Genomic DNA, 20772 nt, shown 5'->3' with positions numbered 1-20772 from the left:
TTCCTAATTATCCGATTGGCTCCCCTGCAGCTCCTTCCGCCCCGGAACATCAGGAGACCTCGATGACTCGTCGATCCCTTCGGCGTGCGCTGCTGAGCGCTCTGACGGCCGTCGCCGTCACGCTGGCCCTCGCACCGCTGATCCCGTCCGCCACCGCGGCACCCACCGACTACCAAGCCGAGGATGCGACCATCTCGCAAGGTGTGGTCGAGTCGAACCACGCAGGGTTCACCGGCCGTGGTTTCGTCAACTACAACAACGTCGTCGGCAGTTACGTCGAATGGACCGTGACGGCACCCGCCGGACCGGCCGACGTGACTCTTCGCTACGCCAACGGAACGACGGCCGCCCGGCCACTGGACTTCACCGTGAACGGTGTCGCCGGCGCGGTCGGCATCACCTTCCCCGGCACCGGCGCGTGGAGCACCTGGGCATCCAAGACGGTCCGGCTGACCCTGGCCGCGGGGACGAACAAGATCCGCGCCCGGGCCGCGACCGCCGACGGGGGCCCGAACGCCGACGTACTGACCGTCAACCCGACCAGCGACGACACCCAGCCGCCGTCCGCTCCGGGGAACCTTGCCGTGAGCAACATCAAGTCGAACGCCGCGACCTTCACCTGGACGGCCGCCGCCGACAACGTCGGTGTGGTCCGGTACGAGATCAACCGCGGTGGCAACGTGCTCAAGGTGGTTGACGGCAGCACTTTGACAGCGACCGTCGACACATTGACCGCCAATACGGCGTACGACATCTCGGTCGGTGCGTTCGATGCCGCGGGCAACGCTTCGCAACAGAGCAACGTGGTGGCCTTCACGACCCCGCCGAGTGGTGACACCCAACCGCCGACGGCACCGGGCAACCTCCGCAGTACGGGGACGAGTTCGAACAGCGTCTCGCTTGCCTGGAACGCATCGGCGGACAACAGTGGCAGCATCGCCGGGTACGACGTCTACCAGGGCGCGACCAAGGTGTCGACGACGAACTCGCTGACGGCGACGATCACGAACCTCATGCCCAGTACGCAGTACACGTTCACCGTCAAAGCTCGCGATCCTGACGGCAACGCATCGGCGGCCAGCAACGCGGTGACCGTGCGGACAGCTGGAACCGGCACTGGCGGGATTCCGGCGTACGACCGGGACATCGCGAAGGTGGACCTGGGCTGGAGCGTCGCGTTCCTGCCGGACAACTCGGGGTCGGCGCTGGTCACCGAGCGGGACCGGTTCGAAGTACTTCTGGTGACTGCGACCGGGCAGAAAACCACGCTGGGCAAGGTCCCTGGCACTGTCACCACGACTGGTGAAGGTGGGCTGCTGGGTTTGGCGCTGTCGCCGACCTTCAGCACGGACCGGTGGGTGTACTTCTACCAAACGGCGGCGAACGACAACCGGATCGTGCGGATGAAGTACGAGAACGGCGCTCTGGGCACGACGGCCGAACCGGTACTGACCGGGTTGGCGAAGAACCGCTTTCACAACGGCGGGCGGCTGCGGTTCGGTCCGGACGGCAAGCTCTATGCGGGCGTCGGCGACGGTCAGAACAGCGGCAACTCGCAGAACCGGAACTCACTGAACGGCAAGATCCTGCGGATCAACCCGGACGGTACGCCGCCCAGCGACAACCCGTTCTTCAGCACCGGCGGCAATGCGCGGTATGTGTGGGGGCTCGGATTCCGCAACCCGCAAGGTCTGGCGTGGGATTCGCGTGGACAGCTGTGGGCCAGTGAGTTCGGTGACAACAGCCAGGACGAACTCAACCTGGTGCAGAAGGGCGGCAACTACGGCTGGCCTGCCTGCGAAGGGACCATCGGCGACTGCGGCGGCTACATTGCCCCGAAGCGCACCTGGTCGACAGCACAGGCCGGCCCGAGCGGCGTCGAGATCGTCAACGACTGGATCTACATTGCCGGCGTCACCGGCAGCCAGCTCTGGGTCACCCAGATCAACTCCACCGGCACCGGTGTCGGCACCCCGCAAGCCGTCTTCTCCGGCCGCTGGGGCCGCCTCCGCAGCATCACCAAAACCCCCGACGGAGCCCTCTGGCTCACCTCCACCAACAACGACAAGAACGGCGGCACCCCCACCGTCCTGGACAACGTCATCGTCCGCCTGAAGTTCCCCTAGGACTGGCGGACCGCTCCCACTCACAAACCTCAACTGATCGCACCCGGCCGAGCGTGCACCGACGTGCCTCCGGGCGGAAACAGCAGGTTTGTGAGTGGGAGCGGTCCGGGCCCGCCGACCTACTTCCGCTGATAGCGTCCGGGGTCTGATGATGATTGGGCTTCCGGGTGGCAAGGTTGTGTTGCGAGACGAGGGGGCGGGGGCCTCGTGGGTTGCCGAGGTGGCGCCGTTTCGGTTGGCGGCTTGTGTGGTGACGCGGGAGCAGTACTCCGGGTCAGGGGGTGCTCTGCCGGCTACTGATGTCTCCTGGCTGGACGCGATCCGGTATTGCAACGAGTTGTCGCGAGCGGAGGGTCTCGTACCGGCGTACGGGCTGGTGGATGGGGATCGGGACGGGGAACTGGTCAGCTGCGACTGGTCCGCCACCGGGTATCGGCTGCCGTCGGAGGCCGAGTGGGAGTATGCGTGCCGCGCGGGTAGCCGCGAGGCGCGGTACGGGGAGTTGGACGAGATCGCCTGGTATCGCGGCAACTCGGACGGCCGGGTGCACGAGGTCGGCGGGAAGGCGCCGAACCGCTGGGGTTTCCACGATCTGCTCGGCAACGTGTGGGAGTGGACCTGGGATCTCCACTCAGTTGCCTACGGCCCCTACCGGGTGTTCCGTGGCGGTGGCGCCTACGACCCGCCCAACGCCTGCCGGGCCTCCAGCCGGCGCAAGAGCCACCCCACGTTCGCGATCGACGACCTGGGCTTCCGCCTCGCCCAGACCGTCCGCTGACCGACTAGGCCTGCTCCCGACTGCGGATCACCAGCTGGTGTTGAGGGGTTTGCCTTCGGAGTAACCGGCGGCGCTCTGGATGCCGACGACCGCGCGCTCGTGGAACTCCTCCAGGTCGGTCGCGCCGACGTACGTGCACGAGCTGCGGATCCCGGAGACGATCGAGTCCAGAACGTCTTCCACACTGGGGCGTTCGGGGTCGAGGTACATCCGCGCGGTCGAGATGCCTTCGCCGAAGAAGCTCTTGCGGGCGCGCTGGAACGGGGTGTCGTCCGCCGTCCGGAGCCGCACCGCGCGGGCCGACGCCATCCCGAAACTCTCCTTGTAGATCCGGCCGTCGCTATCGCGATGCGGATCGCCCGGCGACTCGTACGTACCGGCGAACCACGAGCCGATCATCACGCTGGATGCTCCCGCGGCCAGCGCGAGCGCGACATCCCGCGGATGCCGTACGCCGCCGTCCGCCCACACGTGCTTGCCGAGCTCACGAGCCCTGGTCGCACACTCCAATACTGCGGAGAACTGCGGCCGACCCACCGCCGTCTGCATCCGGGTCGTGCACATCGCGCCCGGCCCGACTCCGACCTTGACGATGTCGGCCCCGGCCTCGACCAGATCCTCGACACCGGCCGCGGTGACGACGTTGCCCGCGACAACCGGTACGGCGGGCTCCAGGGCGCGGACGGTTCGCAGTACTTCGAGCATGCGTTCCTGGTGCCCGTGGGCGGTGTCGATCACGAGCAGGTCGATCCCGGCATCGAGCAAGGCCTTCGCCTTCTGCTCGGCGTCGCCGTTGATGCCGATCGCGGCGGCGACCCGCAACTTGCCTTGGGCATCTACCGCCGGGTCGTAGAGCGTGGCGCGGAGTGCGCGGTTGCGGGTGAGGATGCCGACGATCCTGTCGTCGGCGTCGACGACGGGAGCAAGTCGGTGGTGCCCGTCGTGCAATTGGTTGAAGGCTTCCTCCGCGGCGATCCCGGCCGGGAGGGTCAGCGGTTCGCGCGACATGATGCCGCGGAGCTGGGTGTAGCGATCGACGCCCTCGCAGTCGGCATCCGTGACCACGCCGACCGCGCGGCCGTTCTCGACCACGATCACCGCGCCGTGCCCGCGCTTCGGGAGCAGGTTGAGGGCCTCCCCAACGGTGCCGCTGGGCGCCATCACGAGCGGCGTGTCGTAGATGGTGTGCCGCTGTTTGATCCACGCGACCACCTCGGTTACCACCTCGACCGGGATGTCCTGCGGAATCACCGCCAGCCCACCACAGCGCGCGATCGTCTCGGCCATCCGCCGCCCCGACACGGCGGTCATGTTGGCGGCGACGATCGGGATCGAGGCACCGCTCCCGTCCCGGGTGGTGAGATCCACGTCCAGCCGCGACTGGACCGCGGACCTGTTCGGCACCAGGAACACGTCATTGAAGGTCAGATCCTGCTCGGGCAGCTGCCCCCGGACGAACCGCACAGCACTCACCTCACCAGCCAGACTCCAGATTCCTGGAGCCTACGTCACCAGTGAAGAACCACCGGGCTACAGCCGCCCCGGCGGCCTCGCGGAACCCGTTGCCGATCTCCGGGCCGGTTGCCGCGCGCCGCCCGGCGCCAGTTGCCTCGTGGCGCTCAATGCCAGTTGCTGATCGACACATCGTCGGGCGACGGCTCGCCCTTGCCGGTCTCGACCAGGGCCTTGAGGCTCATCAGGAAGGTCGCCCACTTGGTGCCGCAGTGGTGCATGAACTCGACCGGTTCTTTCCAGCCTTCGTGGCTTAACTTCACGATCGCCCACTCGTCGACCTGGGACAGCTCCCAGCGGACGTGCGTACCGATCCATTCGTCAGGACCGTCGACGACCTCCCAGAGCACCCGCTGGTTCGGCTGGAGCTCGACCACCTTCATGTCGAAACCGCCCGGCGGGAACCTGAACTCCAGGACGCCGCCGATGTCGTTGCCCTTGCCGGCCGTGTCCGTGGTCCACCAGCCGGCCAGTCCTTCGACCGTGGTCAAGGCCTGGTAGACCTGCGCGACCGATCCCTTGGCGCCGACTCTGTGCAGGATGTCGTTCATGTCGGTTCTTCTTTCCTGTCCTGGTTCCTCCGCTGCCGGGCGCGCCGGATCGACTCGGCGAGTCGCTTGATCCGCCGCAGCCGGCCCTCCCAGGCCGCCTCCCCGGCGGGATCTCTCGGCTCACCCATCACCCCTCCATGCGCAACCTTTTGTTGCACATGACAGTAGCGGAGGGGTGCGGGTTTGCGCAACCATTAGTTGCGGAAGGGGCAGGCGTTGTCAGCCGGTGGTGAGCGTGGCGGTGCCGAGGGCGGCCAACGCGGTGGCCCGGTCGAGGTCCGCCTCACCGTCCGCGATGACTACGGCGTACCGGTTCGTCATCTGGCTGCCGTCGGCGAAGCGGACCTCGGTACTGAAGAACGGGGCCGGGCCGAGGCAGCCGAACGGTTCGGAGCGGGCGAACCACTGCGGCGGGTGCTGCGCGTTCGCCGGGGCGTCGACCATCACGATCGAGGACGAACCCTCGACCTCGTCGTGCTGGCCGGTGAACGCCATCCACGGTGCGTGACGGCCGCGCAACGCTTCGCCGGTCGCGCCGTCCGGCCCGAGCACGGTGCCGCCGGTGAACGACCGCGGCCCGCGCCAGAACAGACCGCCGTACCCGGCGTCCGGCCGCCCCTCCGTGGTGGGCGAGCCGATCATGATGTCCGCACCGCTGACGTTCCGCATCGACGTCTCGAAGGTCAGGATCCAGGCGTCGCGCTCAGCCTCGACCCGCGCGGTCAGCTGCCGGGTCTCGGTGACGACGTGGGTCCCGTCGAAGCGGTACCAGTCGAGGTCGTGAGCAAAGGTGAAGACACCATCGGTGACCTCGACCAGCCCCGTACGCCGGTGTCGCGTCGCGCCGTTGTTGTCGAGCGACACGTAGCCGCGACCGGCGCGGAAGCTCGGCCCGCCCCAGAAGTTGTCGGCACCGAAATGCGGCAACGACCAGGCAAGCCCGACGTGCCACAGATGGTCGTGCGGCCGGTAGATGCTGACGACCCGGCCGCCGAGAGTCCGCAGCGGATGGAGGAACGGCCGCGGCGACTCGTACTGCGCCGCGCCGGACTGGTAGACGTACGTGAACAACTCGGTGTCGGCGATCGCCACCGACACGCTGGCGGTCTCGTCGTCGCGGTAGGTCAGGTCGCTCATGCGCCGGTCTCCTCGTTCCACGGTTCCGCGAAGCCGTCCATGCGTTCCTCGAACGCCCCGCCCTGCTGGATTTCCTCGCGACTGACCGACTGCTTGGTGATCGCGGATTGGTAGATCGCGGCAACCAGTTCCATCGTCACCAGCGCGTCCGCGAGCCCGACCGGGGGCGGCGTACCTTCGGTGCGCGCTCGCACCCACGCCTCGTACTGCGACAGGTGGCTGCTGCGCTTCCCGTCGACCGTCGACCACTCGAGATCGTCCGCGCCCGGCGCCGGGGTGAATCGCCAGTCGTTACCCGTGTACCCGTAGAGGTGTTCGAGCTCGACGGTCGCCCGCTCGTAGTCGAGCCGGAGATAGGAGGACTCCCGCGGCGACACCAGCGAGTTGGTGATCGTGGCGACCGCGCCGGACTCGAACCGCACGATCGCGCACGAGACGTCCTCGGTGGCGGTCCGCCGCGCCAGCTTCCCGGCGTACGCGGTGACGTCGGTCCATCTCCCCCACAGATCGAGCAGCAGGTCGAACTGGTGGATGCCGTGACCCATCGTCGGCCCACCACCCTCGACGTCCCACTTGCCGCGCCACGGTACGTCGAAGTACGGCTGGTCGCGGAACCACAACGTGTTGCAGACCCCCACCAACGGCCGGCCGAGGGACCCATCGTTGTGGAGCTGTCGCAACTGTGAAGCTCCCGGACCGAACCGGTGCTGGAAGATGCAACTGACCGTGCCCGTCGAGCGCTCTTCCGCCTCAGCGAGTTCGCGCAGCTGCTTCAGCGACAGCGTCGGCGGCTTCTCGATCACCACGTTCACCCCGGCCTCGAGCGCCTCGATCGCGAGTGGCCCGTGGCTGGCCGGCGGCGTACAGATGACGACGGTGTCGACGTCGCCGCCCGCCAAGGCGTCCTGCAGCGACGCGGCGGTCCGGCCCACCGTCCACCGCTCGGCGAACTCCTTGGCCCGATCGGCGTCGAGGTCCACCCCGGCGACCAGCCGGACCTGGTCCGGAAAGGCTGACAGCGCCTCGGCGTGGGCGTTCGCGATCCCGCCGGTGCCGACGATCGCGACGCCGTACGCCGGAGCGGGGGTGACCGCCGCGGACGCGCCGGCGGTGTCTGCTGTGGAGTGCATGCAAGCTCTCTTCTCGGGGTGTCGGCTACTTGGTGACGGAGGTCTTCATTTCCTTGATCGCGGCCTCGGCGGCCTGTTCAGGTGTCGCCCGGCCGAACAGAACCTCGCTGGCCTGCCGGCGCAGGATCTTTTCGATCGCGCTGCCGCCGACCGGAGTGACCGGCGGTGGCGGGGCCGCGGTCTTGGCGACCACGTCGAGGAACTCGACGGCCTGCTTGTCGGTCGTGGTCAGCTTACTGGTGATTGCCGTGCGCAACTTGTTGTTCGCCGGTACGCCGCGCTCGGTCAGCAGCAGGTCCGCGGCCTTCGGCGAGTTCGCCAGGTAGTCCAGGAACTTGGCGGCCTCCTTCGGGTGCTTGGTGCGCGACGACACCGACCAGTACATCGACGGCTTCAGGTAGGAACCCGCGTAGTCGCTCTGCTTCTGTCCCGGCACCCGTAACAGCTTGAGGCCGCTCTTGCTGCCCTTCTCCATCGCCGTCAGCTGAGTGTTGAACATCGACCCGATCGCCAGCTTGTTGGTGGCCAGCGGAGTCTCTTCGAGCCCGACCGTCTGGGACTCCTGCTGAGCTGCCGCCGACGGGCTCGTGCCGTTCTTGGTCAGTTCCGAGCTGAGCCGCCACCAGGACGCGAGAGTCTCCGGCTTGATGACGATCTCGCCCTTGTCGTTGAACAACTGGTCGCCGTGCTGCCGCGCCCACAGATGCGCCTCGGTGTCACCCGAGACGAGCATGGCGCCGCTCACGCCGTCCTTACGGCCCTTGTTCGCAAGGCGTTTGGCCGTGGCAGCAAAGTCGTCCCAGCTCCAGGTCGCGTCGTCCGGCAGCGGTTCGCCGTACTTCTTGAACAGCACCGGGTTCGCGACGAAGGCGAAGACGGCGGCTCCGACCGGCAGGCCGACCAGCTTGTCCTCGACCTTGCCGGTGTCGAGCAGCTTCTGGTCGAAGTCGGCGGTGTTGAGCCCCTGCTTGCCGAGATCGAGCAGCGCGCCACGTCCGCCGTACTCCGCGATGTACTTCTCGTCCATCTGGATGATGTCGGGGGCGTCGTTGGCGGCGGTCTGGGTGGCCAGCTTGTCCCAGTAGCCGCCCCACTCGCCGAACTCGCCCTTGATCTTGATGTTCGGGTTCTCCGCCTCGAAGGCCTCGATCACCTTCTGGGTGAGCGCGTGCCGGGCATCCGATCCCCACCAGGTGAATCGCAGCGTGACCGGGCCGCCGGCACTGTCACCGGAGTCGTTCGCACCGCAGGCGGCCAGCGGCAGGACGAGGGCGAGGGCCGCCGCTCCGACTGCCGCGAGCCGTCCGATCGAGCGTGATCGGTTCATGGCTGCTTCCTTTCGTGCACCTGCGTGATCGCCGGGGCGGATGGGGATGGTATGCGCTTTCCAGAGCTGATGCCGTCTCAAATTAGTGATCGATCACTTTCGTGTCAACAGCCTGGAAGGGGGTACTTTCGAGGCACTGAGAGTGAACGATCCTGATTTCTTCGAGGAGGCGGCTGTGACCCAGGCGGACGCGCCGCGGCGCGCGACCATCCATCAAGTGGCGAAGCTGGCCGGCGTCTCGCACCAGACCGTCTCCCGCTATCTGCGCCAGGACGGCGGGATGAAGCCGGCCACCCGGCTGCGGATCGACTCCGCGGTCAAGGCGCTCGACTACCGGCCGAACCTGATGGCCCGGTCGATGCGGACCCGGCGGACCAACCGGCTGGCCGTGATCCTGTCCTCGACGCAGTACTTCCCGCACCGGCTCGTTCTGGCCGCGTCGGCGATCGCGCACGAGCACGGGTACCAGCTCGACATCGTCACCGCGGAAGGCGGCGCCGAGCAGCGCGCGCAGCGGATCGCCGACCTGGCCGATTCAGGTCAGGTCGACGGCATCCTGTCGCTGGCGCCGGCCGACGTACCGGCTGGTGCGCGCGTACCGGTGCTGGTCAGCGGCACCTACGACGAGGAGATGCACAGCCTCGGCGAACTGGCCGACGGCTCGGCGGTGAGCGAGATCATCGAGCACCTGGCCGGCCTCGCCCACCGGACCTTCTTCCACCTGGCCGGCCCCCAGACGTTCGCATCGGCCCGCAATCGCAAGCTCGTCTACCTGGAAGCGATCGCACGACTCGGCCTCCGCTCGTACGGCGTCGTCGACACCGACTGGTCAGCGCAGGCCGGGTACGACGCCGTGGCCGCCCTGCCCGACGACTGCGGCGTGACCGCGGTGATCGCGGCCAACGACGTGCTGGCGATGGGCGCCATCCGGGGCGCGTTCTCACGCGGCTGGCGCGTACCCGACGACCTCAGCGTCTTCGGCTGGGACGACGACGAAATCGCCCGCTTCGCCACCCCGTCCCTGTCCACCGTCATCGTCGACCGCGAAGCCCAAGGCCGCGACGCAATCCTCCACCTGATCGCCGCCGTCCGCGGCGAACCAGCCCCACCCACCACCACCCACACCCTCAACCAGGTAGTCCACCGAGAATCAGTAGCCCCACCCCCACACCCCCACCCTTAAACGAACTGCTGCACCACGGCCCCAAGGATTCAGAATCTCAGGTCACGGCGAGGTGGTTGTGGTGGTGTTGGGGGGGTTCGGACTCGTCGAGGAGGGCGATGGCGAAGTCGGCGTAGGAGATGCGGAGCGTCATGTCGCCGTGGTCGCGGATTGCGTAGCGGCCGGAGCGCTCGCCGTCGTGGTCGAAGTCGCCGGCTGGGCTGATGTAGACCCAGTCCAGCGCGCCGCCGTCAGTTCGTAGTACCTCCAGCCCTGCCGCATGGCCGAGACAGAACGGCCGGAACTCGGCCGGGAAATCAGGCGCGTCGAGCAGGCGGGTGCCGTCGGCGCCCGAGAGCAGCGATGCGAGGCCGACCGCGACGAGGCGGTTCACCCCGGCCTGCTGCAGGCCTTTGACGAGGGCATGCGCCGCGCTGGTGAAGAACGTGTCCGGCGTGATCAGCACCGCCGCATTGATCGCCGCGTCGTGTCCAACCGCAAGGGAAGCAACGTCCGCAGCATCGGTGACGTCCCCAGCAACGACCTGTACTCCGTCCACGACGCCGCTGTAGCGAGACGGATCCCGCACCACCGCAGTGACCTCATGCCCACGTCGGCGCGCCTCAGCAACCGCCTGCGTCCCGGCCCGGCCGCCGGCCCCGAAAATCACGAACTTGCCCATCGCTGGAATGCCTTTCTCTCATCCGGTGTTGCCCGAAAGGTATCCACGAGGGCGGTATCCCACTGGATACCCAAACCAGGGCACGACGAGGAGACACTCATGACGCACCGGCAGCCGCTGCCTCCCGACATGTTCGACGAGCTGTGCCCGTCCACGCTGCTGCCCTTCCGTTTCGGCGACAAGTGGGCAGCCCTCGTACTGCGCTGCCTCGAAGCCGGCCCTCGCCGCTTCTCCGAACTCCGGGTCCCGCTCCACCGCGTCACCCCGAAGGGGCTCACACACTCACTCCGCACGCTGGAGCGGGACGGGTTCGTAGTACGGACAGCACACGGTCAACAAGTCGAGTACGCCCTCACCCCACTCGGCCGAACCCTCCTGGAGCCCCTGAACGCTGCCTGCGCCTGGGCCGCCAGGCACTGGGACGAGCTACTCGACGCCCAAGAGCAACCCACCTCCTGACACAAGGTCGGCAGGCGGTTCAGGTCCGCAGCAGGTCGCCGCAGAAGGAGCGGATAGCCCGGTTGACCAGCTCCGGCCGCTCCCAGGGCATGAAGTGGCCGGCACCCTTCACCCAGAACGGGCCGACCGCTTCGGGGAGTGCGATCGCGCACCGCTCCTCCACGTGGTCGCCCAAGGTGACCTGATCAGCCCCGATCATCAGGAAGACCCGCTGCCGGACCGGCCTGTCGAGCATCTCCGGAGCGGACAGCGGCCGGGTACCCATGACGATCTCGTAGTCCGCGAATGAGGCCCGCAACCGAGCCGCATCCCCGTACGGCTCGGTCAGGAAGGCAAGATCAGCCTCGTCGAAGGCATCGGGCGGACACCACATGCGATGCCCGTAGAAGTCACCGATGTAGCGCCTGCGTTGCTCGGGCGTACTCAGGTCGGCAACCAGAGCCTCGGCGTGGTTGCCCTGCAGCCGGTGATAGTCGTAGACGGCCGGCTTGGGCCGCGTCGGCGGGATACCGGCCGCCGCGAACGTCTCGGCCAGATCAGGCATCGAGTCGTCCAGGATCACCAGTCGATCCACCCGGTCAGGGTGGCGATTGGCCAGGTCGACGGCGATCATCGCGCCCAGGTCGTGCCCGGCGACGACCACGCGCTGCCACCCGAACTGGTCGAACAAACCGATCAGGTCCGTGCCGAACGCGTTGAGGTCGTAGAAGTCGTCCGGCGCGAAGTCGGAATCGCCGTACCCGCGAAGATCCGGGGCGACAACATCAAATCCCTGCTCGGCCAGCGGACCGAGGTTGTGCGACCAGATGCGGCTCGTACAGGGAAAGCCATGCAGCAACAGCAGCGGCACACCACCTTCCCCACGCCGCCGAACCGCCAGCCGATGCCCTGGCCGAACCTCGACCATCACCGGCGCCACAACCTCGCGAGGAAGAACCATCCGTCCGGTCTACACGACCAACAGTCCACCGCAGCCGCCCTCACCCGGGCGCACCTTCCTACTGGTTGTTCGATGCCGTCCGGGCGGCTTGCTCGATCGTCGCGCGCCGACCTGCCCAGTACGCCGCGTCCTCCCCGTGCAGCACCTTGCCGCTACCCACGACCCCATCGAGCTGCTCACGCAGGATGTCGGCGTGCCCAGCGTGCCTGTTGGTCTCCGCAACCAGGTGAACCATGATGTTGAACAACTTCACGTCGGGCCGCGGCCACCACGGCACATGACCGGCCGCGTCGATCGAGAGCGCCTCGACCGTCGCGTCGGTGAACTTTTGCGCCAACTGATAGCGATCCAAGATCTCCGCCCGAGTTTGATGCTCCGCGGCCCACATGTCGGCACCGCTCCAGGCATCATCACTGTCCCACCGCGGCAGCGGCCAAGGCGACGGCCGATCGAAGACCTCACCGAAGTACCGCGCCTCCGTCACCGACAAATGCTTGACCAGCCCGAGAAGGTTCGTCCCCGTCGCGGTCAGCGGCCGCCGGACGTCGTACTCCGACAGCCCGTCGAGTTTCGAGAGCAGCCCCTCCCGAACCCATCTCAGCGAATCGTGCAGGTACTCCTTGGCGAAGTCATCAATCACCCGCCGCAGCCTGCCACGAATCCCGTCGCCACCGCGGGCGCGTAGTACCGGCCCGTCGCCCTGCGAGCGCAGCACTCAGTCGCCGGAGCCGGGAGCTTACCCGGACGGGGCGGGGCGTGATGTGCGCCACGAGATGTCACAGCCGCGACGGCTGCGGGGTCGTATGAATGACCGCGGATCGCGGCCGCTCGGAAATGATCGAGGAGGGTCGTCATGCACCGTCCATGGAGCAACCTGCGAGCGAGGGTCTTCCCCGACCACTGGTCGTTGCTGTTCGGCCAGATCGCCTTCTACAGCTTCATCATGATCGTGCTCAGCGGCGTAGTACTGACCGCGTACTACGAACCGTCGGTCGACGCGGTCGTGTACGACGGACCGTACGCGCCGCTGCGCGGCGTGGAGATGTCACGGGCACTCGATTCGACCATGGCGATCTCGTTCGAGGTCCGCGGCGGCCTGCTGATGCGACAGCTCCATCACTGGTCCACGCTGATCATGATGGCGGCGATCACGCTGCACCTGTTGCGGCTGTTCTTCACCGCCGGCTTCCGCCGGCCGCGGCGCCTGAACTGGCTCGTCGTCTTCGGACTGCTCGTCGTCATGCTGGGCGCAGCCCTCACCGGCACCTCACTCCCGGACGACATGGCATCCGGCACAAGCCTCGCCGTACTCGACGGCGTCCTCCAGGCGACCCCCTTCGTCGGCCCCGAAATCTCGGCACTGCTCTTCGGCGGCGAGTTCCCCGGCAACGTGATCACGTGGTTCTACCCACTGCACGTCATCGTCCTGCCACTTGTTCTGGTCATCCTCTTCGCTGTCGGCGCCGTCTTGGCGCTCAGGCAAAAGCCCGCGCAGTACGCCGGCCCCGGCCGTACGGAAAACAACGTGGTCGGCCGGTCAGCGAGAGTTGCCGCAGTCAAGAGTGCCGGCCTGTTCTGCTTGGTCGCGGGCGTCTCACTCCTGATGGCCGCAACGGCAACCATCAACCCGGTCTGGCTCTACGGCCCCGCAGACCCGGCAAATGCCTCCGCCGGCGTCGGCCCCGCCTGGTACCTCGCCTTCCTAGACGGCTCACTCCGCCTAGCCCCCGGCTGGGAATTCGTCTTATGGGGCAGAACATTCAGCCTCGCAATCCTGCTACCGGTAGCCGCCTGCACCCTCTTCCTAGCCCTAGTCGCCGTCTACCCCTTCCTAGAGGAACGCCTGACCCGCGACCGCCGCGACCACCACCTCCTAGAGCGCCCCCGCAACAACCCAACCCGAACCGGCCTCGGAGCAGCCGGCATCACCTTCTACGGCACCCTCTGGGCCGCAGCCGGCGCCGACACCATGGCCATCCTCTTCAACCTCTCAGTCAACTCCCTCCTACGCTTCTTCCAGGTCCTCCTGATCCTGGGCCCACCCGCCGCACTGTTCGTGACCCGCCGCATCTGCCTCGGCCTCCAGAACCGGGACACCCAACTCGCCCTCCACGGCATAGAAACCGGCCAGGTACTCCGCCTCCCAAACGGCGGCTACATCGAACAACACCGCCAACTCAACCCCTACCGCCGCCGCCAACTAGTCCCCCACGCAACCCAGAAAGGCACTGAATAACATAGGAATCCTCAAGGCGGAGGAGCTGGTGTTGAAATGCCGGAAGGGCGATCGGTGCCCACGCAGGACGACGTGCTCGGGTACTTCGACACGTTGTCGAACTGGGGCCGGTGGGGTGACGACGACGAGCTCGGGACGTTGAATCACATCACCGACGAGGTCCGGCTCGCGGCGGCAGGAGCGGTCCGCCATGGCAAGAGCGTCTCGTGCGCTTGGGACATCGCCGTACCGGAAGAGATGGAGCGGTCGACCACCTCGTGCCCCCGCGCCGTTGACATGCCGGGCGCCGAGCACATGCCAGCTGCCTTCCGCCACGATCATCACTGGGGCTTCTCGAACGAGCGGCTCGGCATCATGTTCCACGGCAACACGATCACCCACCTAGATTCGCCGTGCCACATCTTCTGGGACGGCAAGATGTACAACGGCCGCTCGCATTCACTGGTCGACCCCGAGGCCGGATCAGCATGGGCAGCCGTCACGGCGGCGGCGAACGGAATCATCACGCGGGGCGTCCTGCTCGACATCGCAAAGGTCCGCGATGTCCCCTGGCTGGAAACAGGGCAAGCCGTGTTCCCCGAAGACCTCGAGGAAGCCGAACGCCAACAGGGCGTACGCGTGCAACCCGGCGACGCCGTACTCCTACGAACCGGCTACGGCCGCGCCAGACACGAGGCGGGCGCCACCGGCGGCTTCGCCCAAGCCGGCTGGCACGCCTCCTGCCTACCGTGGCTACACGAACGCAAGGTCGCCCTCATCGCCGCCGACACCCCTCAAGACGTCCAACCCTCGGGGTACGACGAAATCTTGATGCCGGTCCACGCCGTAAGCCTCGTAGCAATGGGCCTCTGGATGCTCGACAACTGCGACCTAGAGCAATGCGCGACCACAGCCACCGAACTCGGCCAGTGGGACTTCCAGCTCACAGTCGCCCCAATCCGCCTCACCGGCACTTCAGGCAGCCCAGTCAACCCCATCGCCACCTTCTAACCTCACTGCTTTGCAACTAGCCGCAATGTGGATGGTTCGCGGGAGCCCCCGTACGAGGGACGGAGGATCTACCGGCATGAACTCCGGCCTGTAGTGTCGCGCTGCGTTGCTCAGGTTGCCGTCGAGCTAGCAGGGAGTCGTGTATGGGTGCGTCAGAGTGGAGATACTTCGTTCCTTACCAGGAGGATCTCAACCAAGCTCTGCAGGACCTGCGGCAGCAGGTGTTCTCCACTGGCAAGTACTGGTGGTACGGGGACAGCGAGCATCTCTCGCCTGCCAACCGCTCACCCCGGCCTGCGCGGCTGGAGCAGCTGTTCGAAGACGAGTACGTTCGCGAGGAGGGGACGCACTCCATCCTTGATGTCGACCGAGTGGTCGACCCTGACCGGCCGCGGGACTGGTACGACCAGGGCACGATCGTTCCGGCTACCGCCGATGAGGTTCGAGCTGCAATCGGTACGGATCGACCAACCCGAACCGATACTGCCGAGCTCGATGACAAGCTGCCTCGAGCCCGTTGGGTTGGTCGCTGCGCCGTCCTGTATGACGAACACGGCAATCCCACTGAGATCACTTTTTGGGGCCACTCCGGCGACTAGGGGCAGCATTCCCGATGCCGTCGGCAACCTCCTGCGATAGCCGTGCGGGTCACCTTGCTCCGAGGACGGCTGGCTGGTCACGTCCCCGGGCGTGACCAGCCAGCTCTCTCACAACGTCGACGGGTTGGTGCAGCTGATCAGGAGCGCCCCACGGTCGTAGTAGTGCGGCCACCGCATACGACTCCGCGTCTCCGGGCCGTAGACGCCGTCGGCGGTGCTGGCCAGGTTGAGCCTGTTCTTCTGCAGCCATTCGACGGCCGCGACCATGCCGCCGCCGTAGACCCCGTCGACGCCACCGGAGCTGTGGACCTTCGAGCTGGCCCAGGTGCCGGGGTAGCAGATCACGATGGCCTGCTGGAGCGCCTCGACCGCCGCCTCGGAGCCCTGCAGGTAACCCATGTAGCACGAGATGCCGTTGCCCACCCGGGCCGGGATCTTGTACTCGTTGCTCGTCCCGCCGAGAGTAGGCACGTCCCGCCACGAGGTGGTGTTACAGGTGCCGTACGCCGCGTGCGCCGGCGCAGCCATCATCGGACTGGCCGTCAAACCCGAGCCGGCGAGAACAGCCAGAGCCCCCAACACCCCAACGCGAAGACGGAGCCCCATAAAGGCACGTTTCATAATGCATTCCTTCCGAACATGGCAGACGTGTAGTTGCAAAATGCCGACCCTACGAACCCCCAACGACAACCCACTGCCCGTACCGCACCCGTACCACGCCGCTCCTCGAAGCCAGCGACGGCCAAGGTGCCTGTCGAACTGACAGAACCTCTCGCGCAGAGTTCTGCCCGTTGCGTCAGGCCACGCAGCGGGATCGCTCGCTGCCACTCACGCATTTGACGGCTTCGGCTACCTCTCGACGGAGGGCTGGCCCGCGTGGGCAGTCAGCGCGACGCAGGGGCGCCCCACACGGGTGGGTGGGAGCGGCCGGAGCTGGGAGCGACGTAGGAGCGACGGGCGGAGGGCGAATGGGGTACGACGGGCTGCAAGCGAAAGGCTGGTCTCTAGAGAGACCGGCCTGGTTGCTTTTGGTGGAGCTTCCGCAGCAGCCGATCACCTAACACTGGCTCGCATCTCAACGTAGACCCACAGATTCCCTACCTCCCGAGTCGCGGGGCGCCTATCGTCCCTACATGACCCCGCCCTACCCGAGCGACCGATGGGACCCGCGACAGCATGCTGGTGGTCAATTACCCGGCCTCACGATTCAGCGTGCAACACCGGCCATCGACCTGCAGGCTCAGTTGATCGGAACACTAGAGGTCGACCCCTCGACACACTGCTTGGTAGTTCGTATGGAAGCCAGCACCCCAGTCGTCGACGGCCAGCACCGGGTGCGCTTTGAGCCCAGTTACCAGCTCGTCGACGTCGCTTGGCCGACAGGCTGGAGCATCGCGATCCGTGACGGCGAGGTTGCCTTGATTGACGCCATGGGGCAGACAGCCGCCCGGTTGGGCGACGAGGTGTACGTCGGGGGAGGTTTTGTGACCCCCAAGCAGGCCGATGCCATCCCATGCACAGGTCACGAGTGGGTATTCCGGGCGAGCGGGCTCTCAGGTCCCTGAACCAGCTCGCTCGTGTGTGATCAGGAAATCACTTGGCGTCCCGTCGCACGGTCCAGAGTCATTGGAAGCCCGGCGCGTGGTGGACCGGACACCCGGCCTGAACAGTGCGGAAATGGACGCCGCGCGAGATGCGGCACAGCTTCGTCTCGCCGCTCAGCAAGGCCGGCTCGGCGTCGAGAAGATCCGTTGCTTGTCGGCCACAAGAGCACTCAGGTGACTGAGACCGTCTACCGCCACCAGCTCCGGCCGGTGCTCACCGAGGGAGCCGAAGCGACCGACGGACTGTTGCCTCAGAACCGGTAGTCACTCAATTAGACACTCAGGTCATGAAAAGAGGCTCTTTCCCTAGCTGGGAAAGAGCCTCTGACCTGCGGTGGAGGTCCTAGGGCGTTACTCAAACCAGACACATCTCCTTAACGCGCTACGCAAAGTAACGGAGATGGCAGAGAGTGATTCACCTCGGACAACATACACCGCACCGGTGAGACGTGCCGTGCTCCGGATCGAGGATCGTCTGGATGAACAGACCGTCTTGAAGATGGTCGAGCTTTACCAGGCCGGCTCGTCCAGCCGACGAGTCGGTGAGTTGTTCGGGGTGTCGAAGAAGAGTGTGTTAGATGCCCTGCGTAGCGCGGGAGTCGTACTTCGGCTACCGAGGATGAGCGAGGCCGACGCCAGTGAGGCGGAGCGGCTCTACTCGACCGGGCTATCGCTTGCCGAGGTAGGCAAACGTCTCGGACGGGATCACTCCACGATCTATAAGGCGCTACAGCGGCGAGGCGTGAAGATGAGGGACACGCACGGCAGGCCATGATTATTAATCCGCGGGAGCATGGACGTCACGGCACAATCAGTGAAGTTTCGTCGGTTACCGCGTAGCGGACAGCCATCTGGCCGGCAGTTGCGGCCACTATCACAACGGATGGGCTGATCGAGCGTATCGCGGCCGCACAGATCCTCAACGTGCTTCCCTCGGTACAGACGTCATCTACGAGAAGTACTTTTTGTACACCATGAAAGGCAGGATCCACGACTAGGGTGGCCGCATATCGGATCTCGAACTCTGAAGCCGTGAAGCCCAGCCCGTTGCGAAGTTTGCGTTTTGAAATCGGCTTAGACAGACTTAGCCATCGTCGAACCGGCACGCCTAAGAGAAGACTCAACTCCTCTGCAAGCAGGCCAGTCCTATCGACTTCACCAGCCGCCTTCTTATCGGGCGACAGCGGAACCGGGACGATCGCGTCGAAGTCCAACTCCTTCACGCGCACGAGCGCCTTCTGCATCCCGAGGCCCAGAGGGTAGGCGAGCGCCTTTTCCCCAGTCTTGAATCGCGAGAAAAGCTCCGAGGAGCGCAGGACGCCCTTCTTTATCACTCGATACCCGTGATAGAGAAACGACCGCTTTGGCACTACCCAAAATGCTGGCGCAAATGCTTCCACGCGACCCGCGAGACGCTTTGGAGTCCGTAGAATCTGACGATTCACTCCGGTCAAAGTTTTCCATGTCGGGCAGGATCCGCAAAGGCGTGCCGCGCACGACGAAGCTAACGTGGTCATATCACAGACGGGAGCCGTGTCGAGCTCTTCAGGGAGCACGAACACCTGCTGAAATCGTCGAGCGACAACGACCGAGACTTTGTGAGATGTGGCGGCGTCAGTCAGCGGCTTATCTGACGAGAATTTTTGTACCCGCAGGAGAACGGCATCGTCGTCATAAAGTACAGCCTCCGCGATCCCCTTTACGTACACACCGTTCTCGAACCGGTGCTGCCCATGAAAGTAGACCCAGATTTCATCGCCGACTTCTACAGCATCGATATAGCGCTTCCATACGAGCTTGAGCGTCTTACCGTCTTGGAGCCGCTCGGCGATACGCTTTGGCGTGAACCCGTCGTATCCCGAATAAATTTTATAAACGTACTTCACGATGAATCACGAACCAAAGATGCGATGTCCGCGGGGTCAGTGAGGATCTGGACGGGCTCCTTTGGCGGATTTTCGCTGTACCCCCACGATGCCCACGCAAACTGCATACCCGCTGCTGTCGCCGCGAGGGCGTCGTCTGGGTGGTCCCCTATATACCACGATTCTTCGGCATCGCACCCCAGAAGATCGAGGGCTGCAAGCAGCGGCTCAGGGTTCGGCTTGTGTTTTCTAGTAGCGCCATAATCCACCACAGCGTCCATGTACCTGGTCAAACCGGTCCCCTCCAACATAGGTCGCACCATCCAGCCCGGCAGGTTCGTGACAGCCCCTAGAAGTGCTCCACCTCGCCTGACCTCATCAAGAGCCTCTTCGACCCCGGAATAGAGCTCGGGGCCAATTACCCCATCGCCCAGCGCACGCCGCAAACGCGCCTCGGTATACCCCTTCGCCTTGAGCATCTTCGCCGCATTGAGGCCAGCTGGGATAGACAAGGTAGAGAGGTTCGCCAGACCCTCATACCAAGGTGCGCTGTCCCAAATCGTGCCGTCTAGGTCAAGTAAGACAACTCGTCCAGCCATGCGCCCCACGCTCGTTCATCTGGATGGTCAACTGCGAACTCTCTTCCTCCGCCATCTTCGATAATTGCCTGATTGCCTGACGTCCCCTCACGCCCATCAGGTTTGAACGAAGCCGTGGGTTTTCGCTGCTCTCGGGCGAACCGATAGGCATTCATGGCGCCACCTTTATAGGATGACTGCCCGATCAACACTCCTCGAGCGAGACCAACAATGGTCTTGTTCCTCTTGCGCAGAGTCAGGCTGGCCGCTGGGGTCCCGAAGGGAAACTCGCTCACCATCACCGCGCGCGGATATTCGATGAACTCGGCCCAAAGGCTCTTATTCTCGGGAGGAAACGGCCTATCTAATCCACTAGGCATCACGCAAACGGTGGCGCCGCGCGCCTCGTAAGCACCGCGATGCGCCACAGAGTCGGCTCCCATCGCGAAACCAGACGCAACCACCCAACCAGCTTTCGCGGCAAACATGGCGAAGTCATGCTGGCGATCCTTATATTGCCCTTCGATACCCCTGGAGCCCACACAGGCGACGACTTTCGTATTGCGGAGGATCTCTAGGTTCCCGCGCACAAACAAAACCGGCACTGGATTGTTCGATTGCCAAAGATTCTTCGGGTAGCCCTCGTCGCCATACAAAAGGATATGCGATCGATTTTGATGCGCTCGTTCCAGTTGACGACTTGCACGATCGTAGAATTCACTCATCTCCTTCTCTCCGATGCGCGCAATTTCGGATCGAAAGAGGTCACCTCTTTTGCCAGCGGTGGGGAGCCGGGAAGGCTCTGCCAGTACCTGAGGCGCGGTCAATCCCTGGTCTCGCAGCTCACGGAACTTCTGGGGACCGAAGCCCTTGATCGCCTCTAGGGCGTAGGTGGCAGCCAAGATCCCTATCGGCGGCAACGAAAGTGATGTTTCCACCGTGCCATCATGCCAGCCAGCAGGGACAGCGGTAAACAGATGAGAAGAATCGTGCAGGATCACCCGACCTGGCCCCTGCTAGGGAACCCGCGGGACTGAAAGATTTCCAAGGCATCTTCGAACACGCGATTTCGTCTCGGCCTGGCGAGCCGGCCGAA

At 65.4% G+C, this 20772-nt stretch carries 22 protein-coding genes; 9 read left to right on the top strand and 13 right to left on the bottom strand.

The genetic code is table 11. The features are described from left to right. Positions 1 to 62 precede the first annotated feature (62 nt). Together ACQPYM_RS14490 and ACQPYM_RS14485 are read left to right on the top strand one after the other, a co-directional pair. Positions 63 to 2126 carry a PQQ-dependent sugar dehydrogenase gene (locus ACQPYM_RS14490; RefSeq protein WP_433020663.1) on the top strand — a complete coding sequence of 688 codons (2064 nt, stop codon included), beginning with the start codon at positions 63 to 65 and terminating at the stop codon, positions 2124 to 2126. 148 nt (positions 2127 to 2274) lie between these two features. Continuing rightward, positions 2275 to 2904 (top strand): formylglycine-generating enzyme family protein, encoded by a 630-nt coding sequence (locus ACQPYM_RS14485; RefSeq protein WP_433020660.1) that lies wholly within the window; start codon positions 2275 to 2277, stop codon positions 2902 to 2904. 27 nt (positions 2905 to 2931) lie between these two features. Here the strand turns inward: ACQPYM_RS14485 and ACQPYM_RS14480 are convergent, their stop codons facing one another. The 6 genes from ACQPYM_RS14480 to ACQPYM_RS14455 form a co-directional block, all read right to left on the bottom strand. After that, positions 2932 to 4368, bottom strand: coding sequence for a GuaB1 family IMP dehydrogenase-related protein (locus tag ACQPYM_RS14480; protein ID WP_433020658.1), 1437 nt, complete (start codon positions 4366 to 4368; stop codon positions 2932 to 2934). 155 nt (positions 4369 to 4523) lie between these two features. Further along, positions 4524 to 4967, bottom strand: coding sequence for an SRPBCC family protein (locus tag ACQPYM_RS14475; RefSeq protein WP_433020655.1), 444 nt, complete (start codon positions 4965 to 4967; stop codon positions 4524 to 4526). Then, positions 4964 to 5095, bottom strand: coding sequence for a hypothetical protein (locus tag ACQPYM_RS14470; RefSeq protein WP_433020653.1), 132 nt, complete (start codon positions 5093 to 5095; stop codon positions 4964 to 4966). The genes ACQPYM_RS14475 and ACQPYM_RS14470 overlap by 4 nt, the downstream gene beginning before the upstream one ends. Positions 5096 to 5186: 91 nt before the next feature. Then, on the bottom strand, positions 5187 to 6104 hold the full coding sequence (locus tag ACQPYM_RS14465) for a PmoA family protein (protein ID WP_433020651.1): 918 nt from the start codon (positions 6102 to 6104) through the stop codon (positions 5187 to 5189). Further along, the gene (locus ACQPYM_RS14460; RefSeq protein ID WP_433020649.1) at positions 6101 to 7234 is read right to left on the bottom strand and encodes a Gfo/Idh/MocA family protein; all 1134 of its coding nucleotides are present in this window, start codon (positions 7232 to 7234) and stop codon (positions 6101 to 6103) included. Before ACQPYM_RS14460 ends, ACQPYM_RS14465 begins: the two co-directional genes overlap by 4 nt. A 25-nt stretch (positions 7235 to 7259) precedes the next feature. Then, positions 7260 to 8561, bottom strand: coding sequence for an ABC transporter substrate-binding protein (locus ACQPYM_RS14455; protein WP_433020647.1), 1302 nt, complete (start codon positions 8559 to 8561; stop codon positions 7260 to 7262). A 142-nt stretch (positions 8562 to 8703) separates the two neighbouring features. Here ACQPYM_RS14455 and ACQPYM_RS14450 point away from each other — a divergent pair, with 142 nt between their 5' ends. After that, positions 8704 to 9744 (top strand): LacI family DNA-binding transcriptional regulator, encoded by a 1041-nt coding sequence (locus ACQPYM_RS14450; RefSeq protein WP_433020646.1) that lies wholly within the window; start codon positions 8704 to 8706, stop codon positions 9742 to 9744. Positions 9745 to 9781: 37 nt separating this feature from the next. Here ACQPYM_RS14450 and ACQPYM_RS14445 read toward each other — a convergent pair whose 3' ends face one another. After that, positions 9782 to 10405, bottom strand: a complete 624-nt coding sequence (locus tag ACQPYM_RS14445; RefSeq protein ID WP_433020644.1) for an NAD(P)-dependent oxidoreductase — start codon at positions 10403 to 10405, stop codon at positions 9782 to 9784. A 99-nt stretch (positions 10406 to 10504) separates the two neighbouring features. Here ACQPYM_RS14445 and ACQPYM_RS14440 point away from each other — a divergent pair, with 99 nt between their 5' ends. Beyond that, a complete protein-coding gene (locus ACQPYM_RS14440) occupies positions 10505 to 10864 on the top strand; it encodes a winged helix-turn-helix transcriptional regulator (RefSeq protein ID WP_433020642.1) in 360 nt (119 codons plus the stop codon). Positions 10865 to 10883: 19 nt separating this feature from the next. On the opposite strand, the gene ACQPYM_RS14435 is transcribed toward ACQPYM_RS14440, so the two are convergent. After that, the gene (locus ACQPYM_RS14435; protein ID WP_433020640.1) at positions 10884 to 11804 is read right to left on the bottom strand and encodes an alpha/beta fold hydrolase; all 921 of its coding nucleotides are present in this window, start codon (positions 11802 to 11804) and stop codon (positions 10884 to 10886) included. 58 nt (positions 11805 to 11862) lie between these two features. Next, positions 11863 to 12444 carry a DinB family protein gene (locus tag ACQPYM_RS14430; RefSeq protein WP_433020639.1) on the bottom strand — a complete coding sequence of 194 codons (582 nt, stop codon included), beginning with the start codon at positions 12442 to 12444 and terminating at the stop codon, positions 11863 to 11865. Between the two features lie 213 nt (positions 12445 to 12657). On the opposite strand from ACQPYM_RS14430, the gene qcrB reads away from it, so the two are divergent. From qcrB to ACQPYM_RS14415, 3 genes are all read left to right on the top strand, one after another. Beyond that, entirely contained in the window at positions 12658 to 14040 is a 1383-nt protein-coding gene (qcrB, locus tag ACQPYM_RS14425; protein WP_433020637.1) for a cytochrome bc1 complex cytochrome b subunit, read from the top strand. Between the two features lie 36 nt (positions 14041 to 14076). Then, a complete protein-coding gene (locus tag ACQPYM_RS14420; protein ID WP_433020635.1) occupies positions 14077 to 15030 on the top strand; it encodes a cyclase family protein in 954 nt (317 codons plus the stop codon). Positions 15031 to 15173: 143 nt separating this feature from the next. After that, the gene (locus ACQPYM_RS14415; protein ID WP_433020633.1) at positions 15174 to 15629 is read left to right on the top strand and encodes a hypothetical protein; all 456 of its coding nucleotides are present in this window, start codon (positions 15174 to 15176) and stop codon (positions 15627 to 15629) included. Positions 15630 to 15737: 108 nt separating this feature from the next. Here ACQPYM_RS14415 and ACQPYM_RS14410 read toward each other — a convergent pair whose 3' ends face one another. After that, entirely contained in the window at positions 15738 to 16160 is a 423-nt protein-coding gene (locus tag ACQPYM_RS14410; RefSeq protein WP_433020630.1) for a peptidoglycan-binding protein, read from the bottom strand. Between the two features lie 602 nt (positions 16161 to 16762). Between ACQPYM_RS14410 and ACQPYM_RS14405 the strand changes: the two genes are divergently transcribed. Next, on the top strand, positions 16763 to 17194 hold the full coding sequence (locus ACQPYM_RS14405; protein WP_433020627.1) for a hypothetical protein: 432 nt from the start codon (positions 16763 to 16765) through the stop codon (positions 17192 to 17194). A gap of 439 nt (positions 17195 to 17633) precedes the next feature. After that, a complete protein-coding gene (locus tag ACQPYM_RS14400) occupies positions 17634 to 18008 on the top strand; it encodes a helix-turn-helix domain-containing protein (RefSeq protein WP_433020624.1) in 375 nt (124 codons plus the stop codon). Between the two features lie 25 nt (positions 18009 to 18033). On the opposite strand, the gene ACQPYM_RS14395 is transcribed toward ACQPYM_RS14400, so the two are convergent. Genes ACQPYM_RS14395 through ACQPYM_RS14385 form a run of 3 tightly spaced genes read right to left on the bottom strand, consistent with a single transcriptional unit; the run spans position 18034 to position 20677 of the window. After that, positions 18034 to 19119, bottom strand: a complete 1086-nt coding sequence (locus ACQPYM_RS14395) for a ComF family protein (RefSeq protein ID WP_433020621.1) — start codon at positions 19117 to 19119, stop codon at positions 18034 to 18036. Continuing rightward, positions 19116 to 19697, bottom strand: coding sequence for an HAD family hydrolase (locus ACQPYM_RS14390; protein ID WP_433020618.1), 582 nt, complete (start codon positions 19695 to 19697; stop codon positions 19116 to 19118). Before ACQPYM_RS14390 ends, ACQPYM_RS14395 begins: the two co-directional genes overlap by 4 nt. Beyond that, complete coding sequence (locus tag ACQPYM_RS14385; protein WP_433020615.1) at positions 19667 to 20677, bottom strand: DNA-processing protein DprA; 1011 nt, start codon at positions 20675 to 20677, stop codon at positions 19667 to 19669. Before ACQPYM_RS14385 ends, ACQPYM_RS14390 begins: the two co-directional genes overlap by 31 nt. Positions 20678 to 20772: the final 95 nt, after the last annotated feature.

Source organism: Kribbella sp. CA-294648 (assembly GCF_050943845.1).
Taxonomy (GTDB): Bacteria; Actinomycetota; Actinomycetes; order Propionibacteriales; family Kribbellaceae; genus Kribbella.
Note: the sequence above shows the minus strand (reverse complement) of the source record. Positions and strands in the feature narration are given on the sequence as shown.

Bases quoted from the DNA above. Each gene is read 5' to 3' on its own strand.
- ACQPYM_RS14490 (WP_433020663.1), top strand. From the start codon at position 63: ATGACTCGTCGATCCCTTCGGCGTGCGCTGCTGAGCGCTCTGACGGCC.
- ACQPYM_RS14485 (WP_433020660.1), top strand. From the start codon at position 2,275: ATGATGATTGGGCTTCCGGGTGGCAAGGTTGTGTTGCGAGACGAGGGG.
- ACQPYM_RS14475 (WP_433020655.1), bottom strand. From the start codon at position 4,967: ATGAACGACATCCTGCACAGAGTCGGCGCCAAGGGATCGGTCGCGCAG.
- ACQPYM_RS14470 (WP_433020653.1), bottom strand. From the start codon at position 5,095: ATGGGTGAGCCGAGAGATCCCGCCGGGGAGGCGGCCTGGGAGGGCCGG.
- ACQPYM_RS14465 (WP_433020651.1), bottom strand. From the start codon at position 6,104: ATGAGCGACCTGACCTACCGCGACGACGAGACCGCCAGCGTGTCGGTG.
- ACQPYM_RS14460 (WP_433020649.1), bottom strand. From the start codon at position 7,234: ATGCACTCCACAGCAGACACCGCCGGCGCGTCCGCGGCGGTCACCCCC.
- ACQPYM_RS14455 (WP_433020647.1), bottom strand. From the start codon at position 8,561: ATGAACCGATCACGCTCGATCGGACGGCTCGCGGCAGTCGGAGCGGCG.
- ACQPYM_RS14445 (WP_433020644.1), bottom strand. From the start codon at position 10,405: ATGGGCAAGTTCGTGATTTTCGGGGCCGGCGGCCGGGCCGGGACGCAG.
- ACQPYM_RS14440 (WP_433020642.1), top strand. From the start codon at position 10,505: ATGACGCACCGGCAGCCGCTGCCTCCCGACATGTTCGACGAGCTGTGC.
- ACQPYM_RS14435 (WP_433020640.1), bottom strand. From the start codon at position 11,804: ATGGTTCTTCCTCGCGAGGTTGTGGCGCCGGTGATGGTCGAGGTTCGG.
- qcrB (WP_433020637.1), top strand. From the start codon at position 12,658: ATGCACCGTCCATGGAGCAACCTGCGAGCGAGGGTCTTCCCCGACCAC.
- ACQPYM_RS14420 (WP_433020635.1), top strand. From the start codon at position 14,077: ATGCCGGAAGGGCGATCGGTGCCCACGCAGGACGACGTGCTCGGGTAC.
- ACQPYM_RS14415 (WP_433020633.1), top strand. From the start codon at position 15,174: ATGGGTGCGTCAGAGTGGAGATACTTCGTTCCTTACCAGGAGGATCTC.
- ACQPYM_RS14410 (WP_433020630.1), bottom strand. From the start codon at position 16,160: ATGATGGCTGCGCCGGCGCACGCGGCGTACGGCACCTGTAACACCACC.
- ACQPYM_RS14405 (WP_433020627.1), top strand. From the start codon at position 16,763: ATGACCCCGCCCTACCCGAGCGACCGATGGGACCCGCGACAGCATGCT.
- ACQPYM_RS14400 (WP_433020624.1), top strand. From the start codon at position 17,634: ATGGCAGAGAGTGATTCACCTCGGACAACATACACCGCACCGGTGAGA.
- ACQPYM_RS14390 (WP_433020618.1), bottom strand. From the start codon at position 19,697: ATGGCTGGACGAGTTGTCTTACTTGACCTAGACGGCACGATTTGGGAC.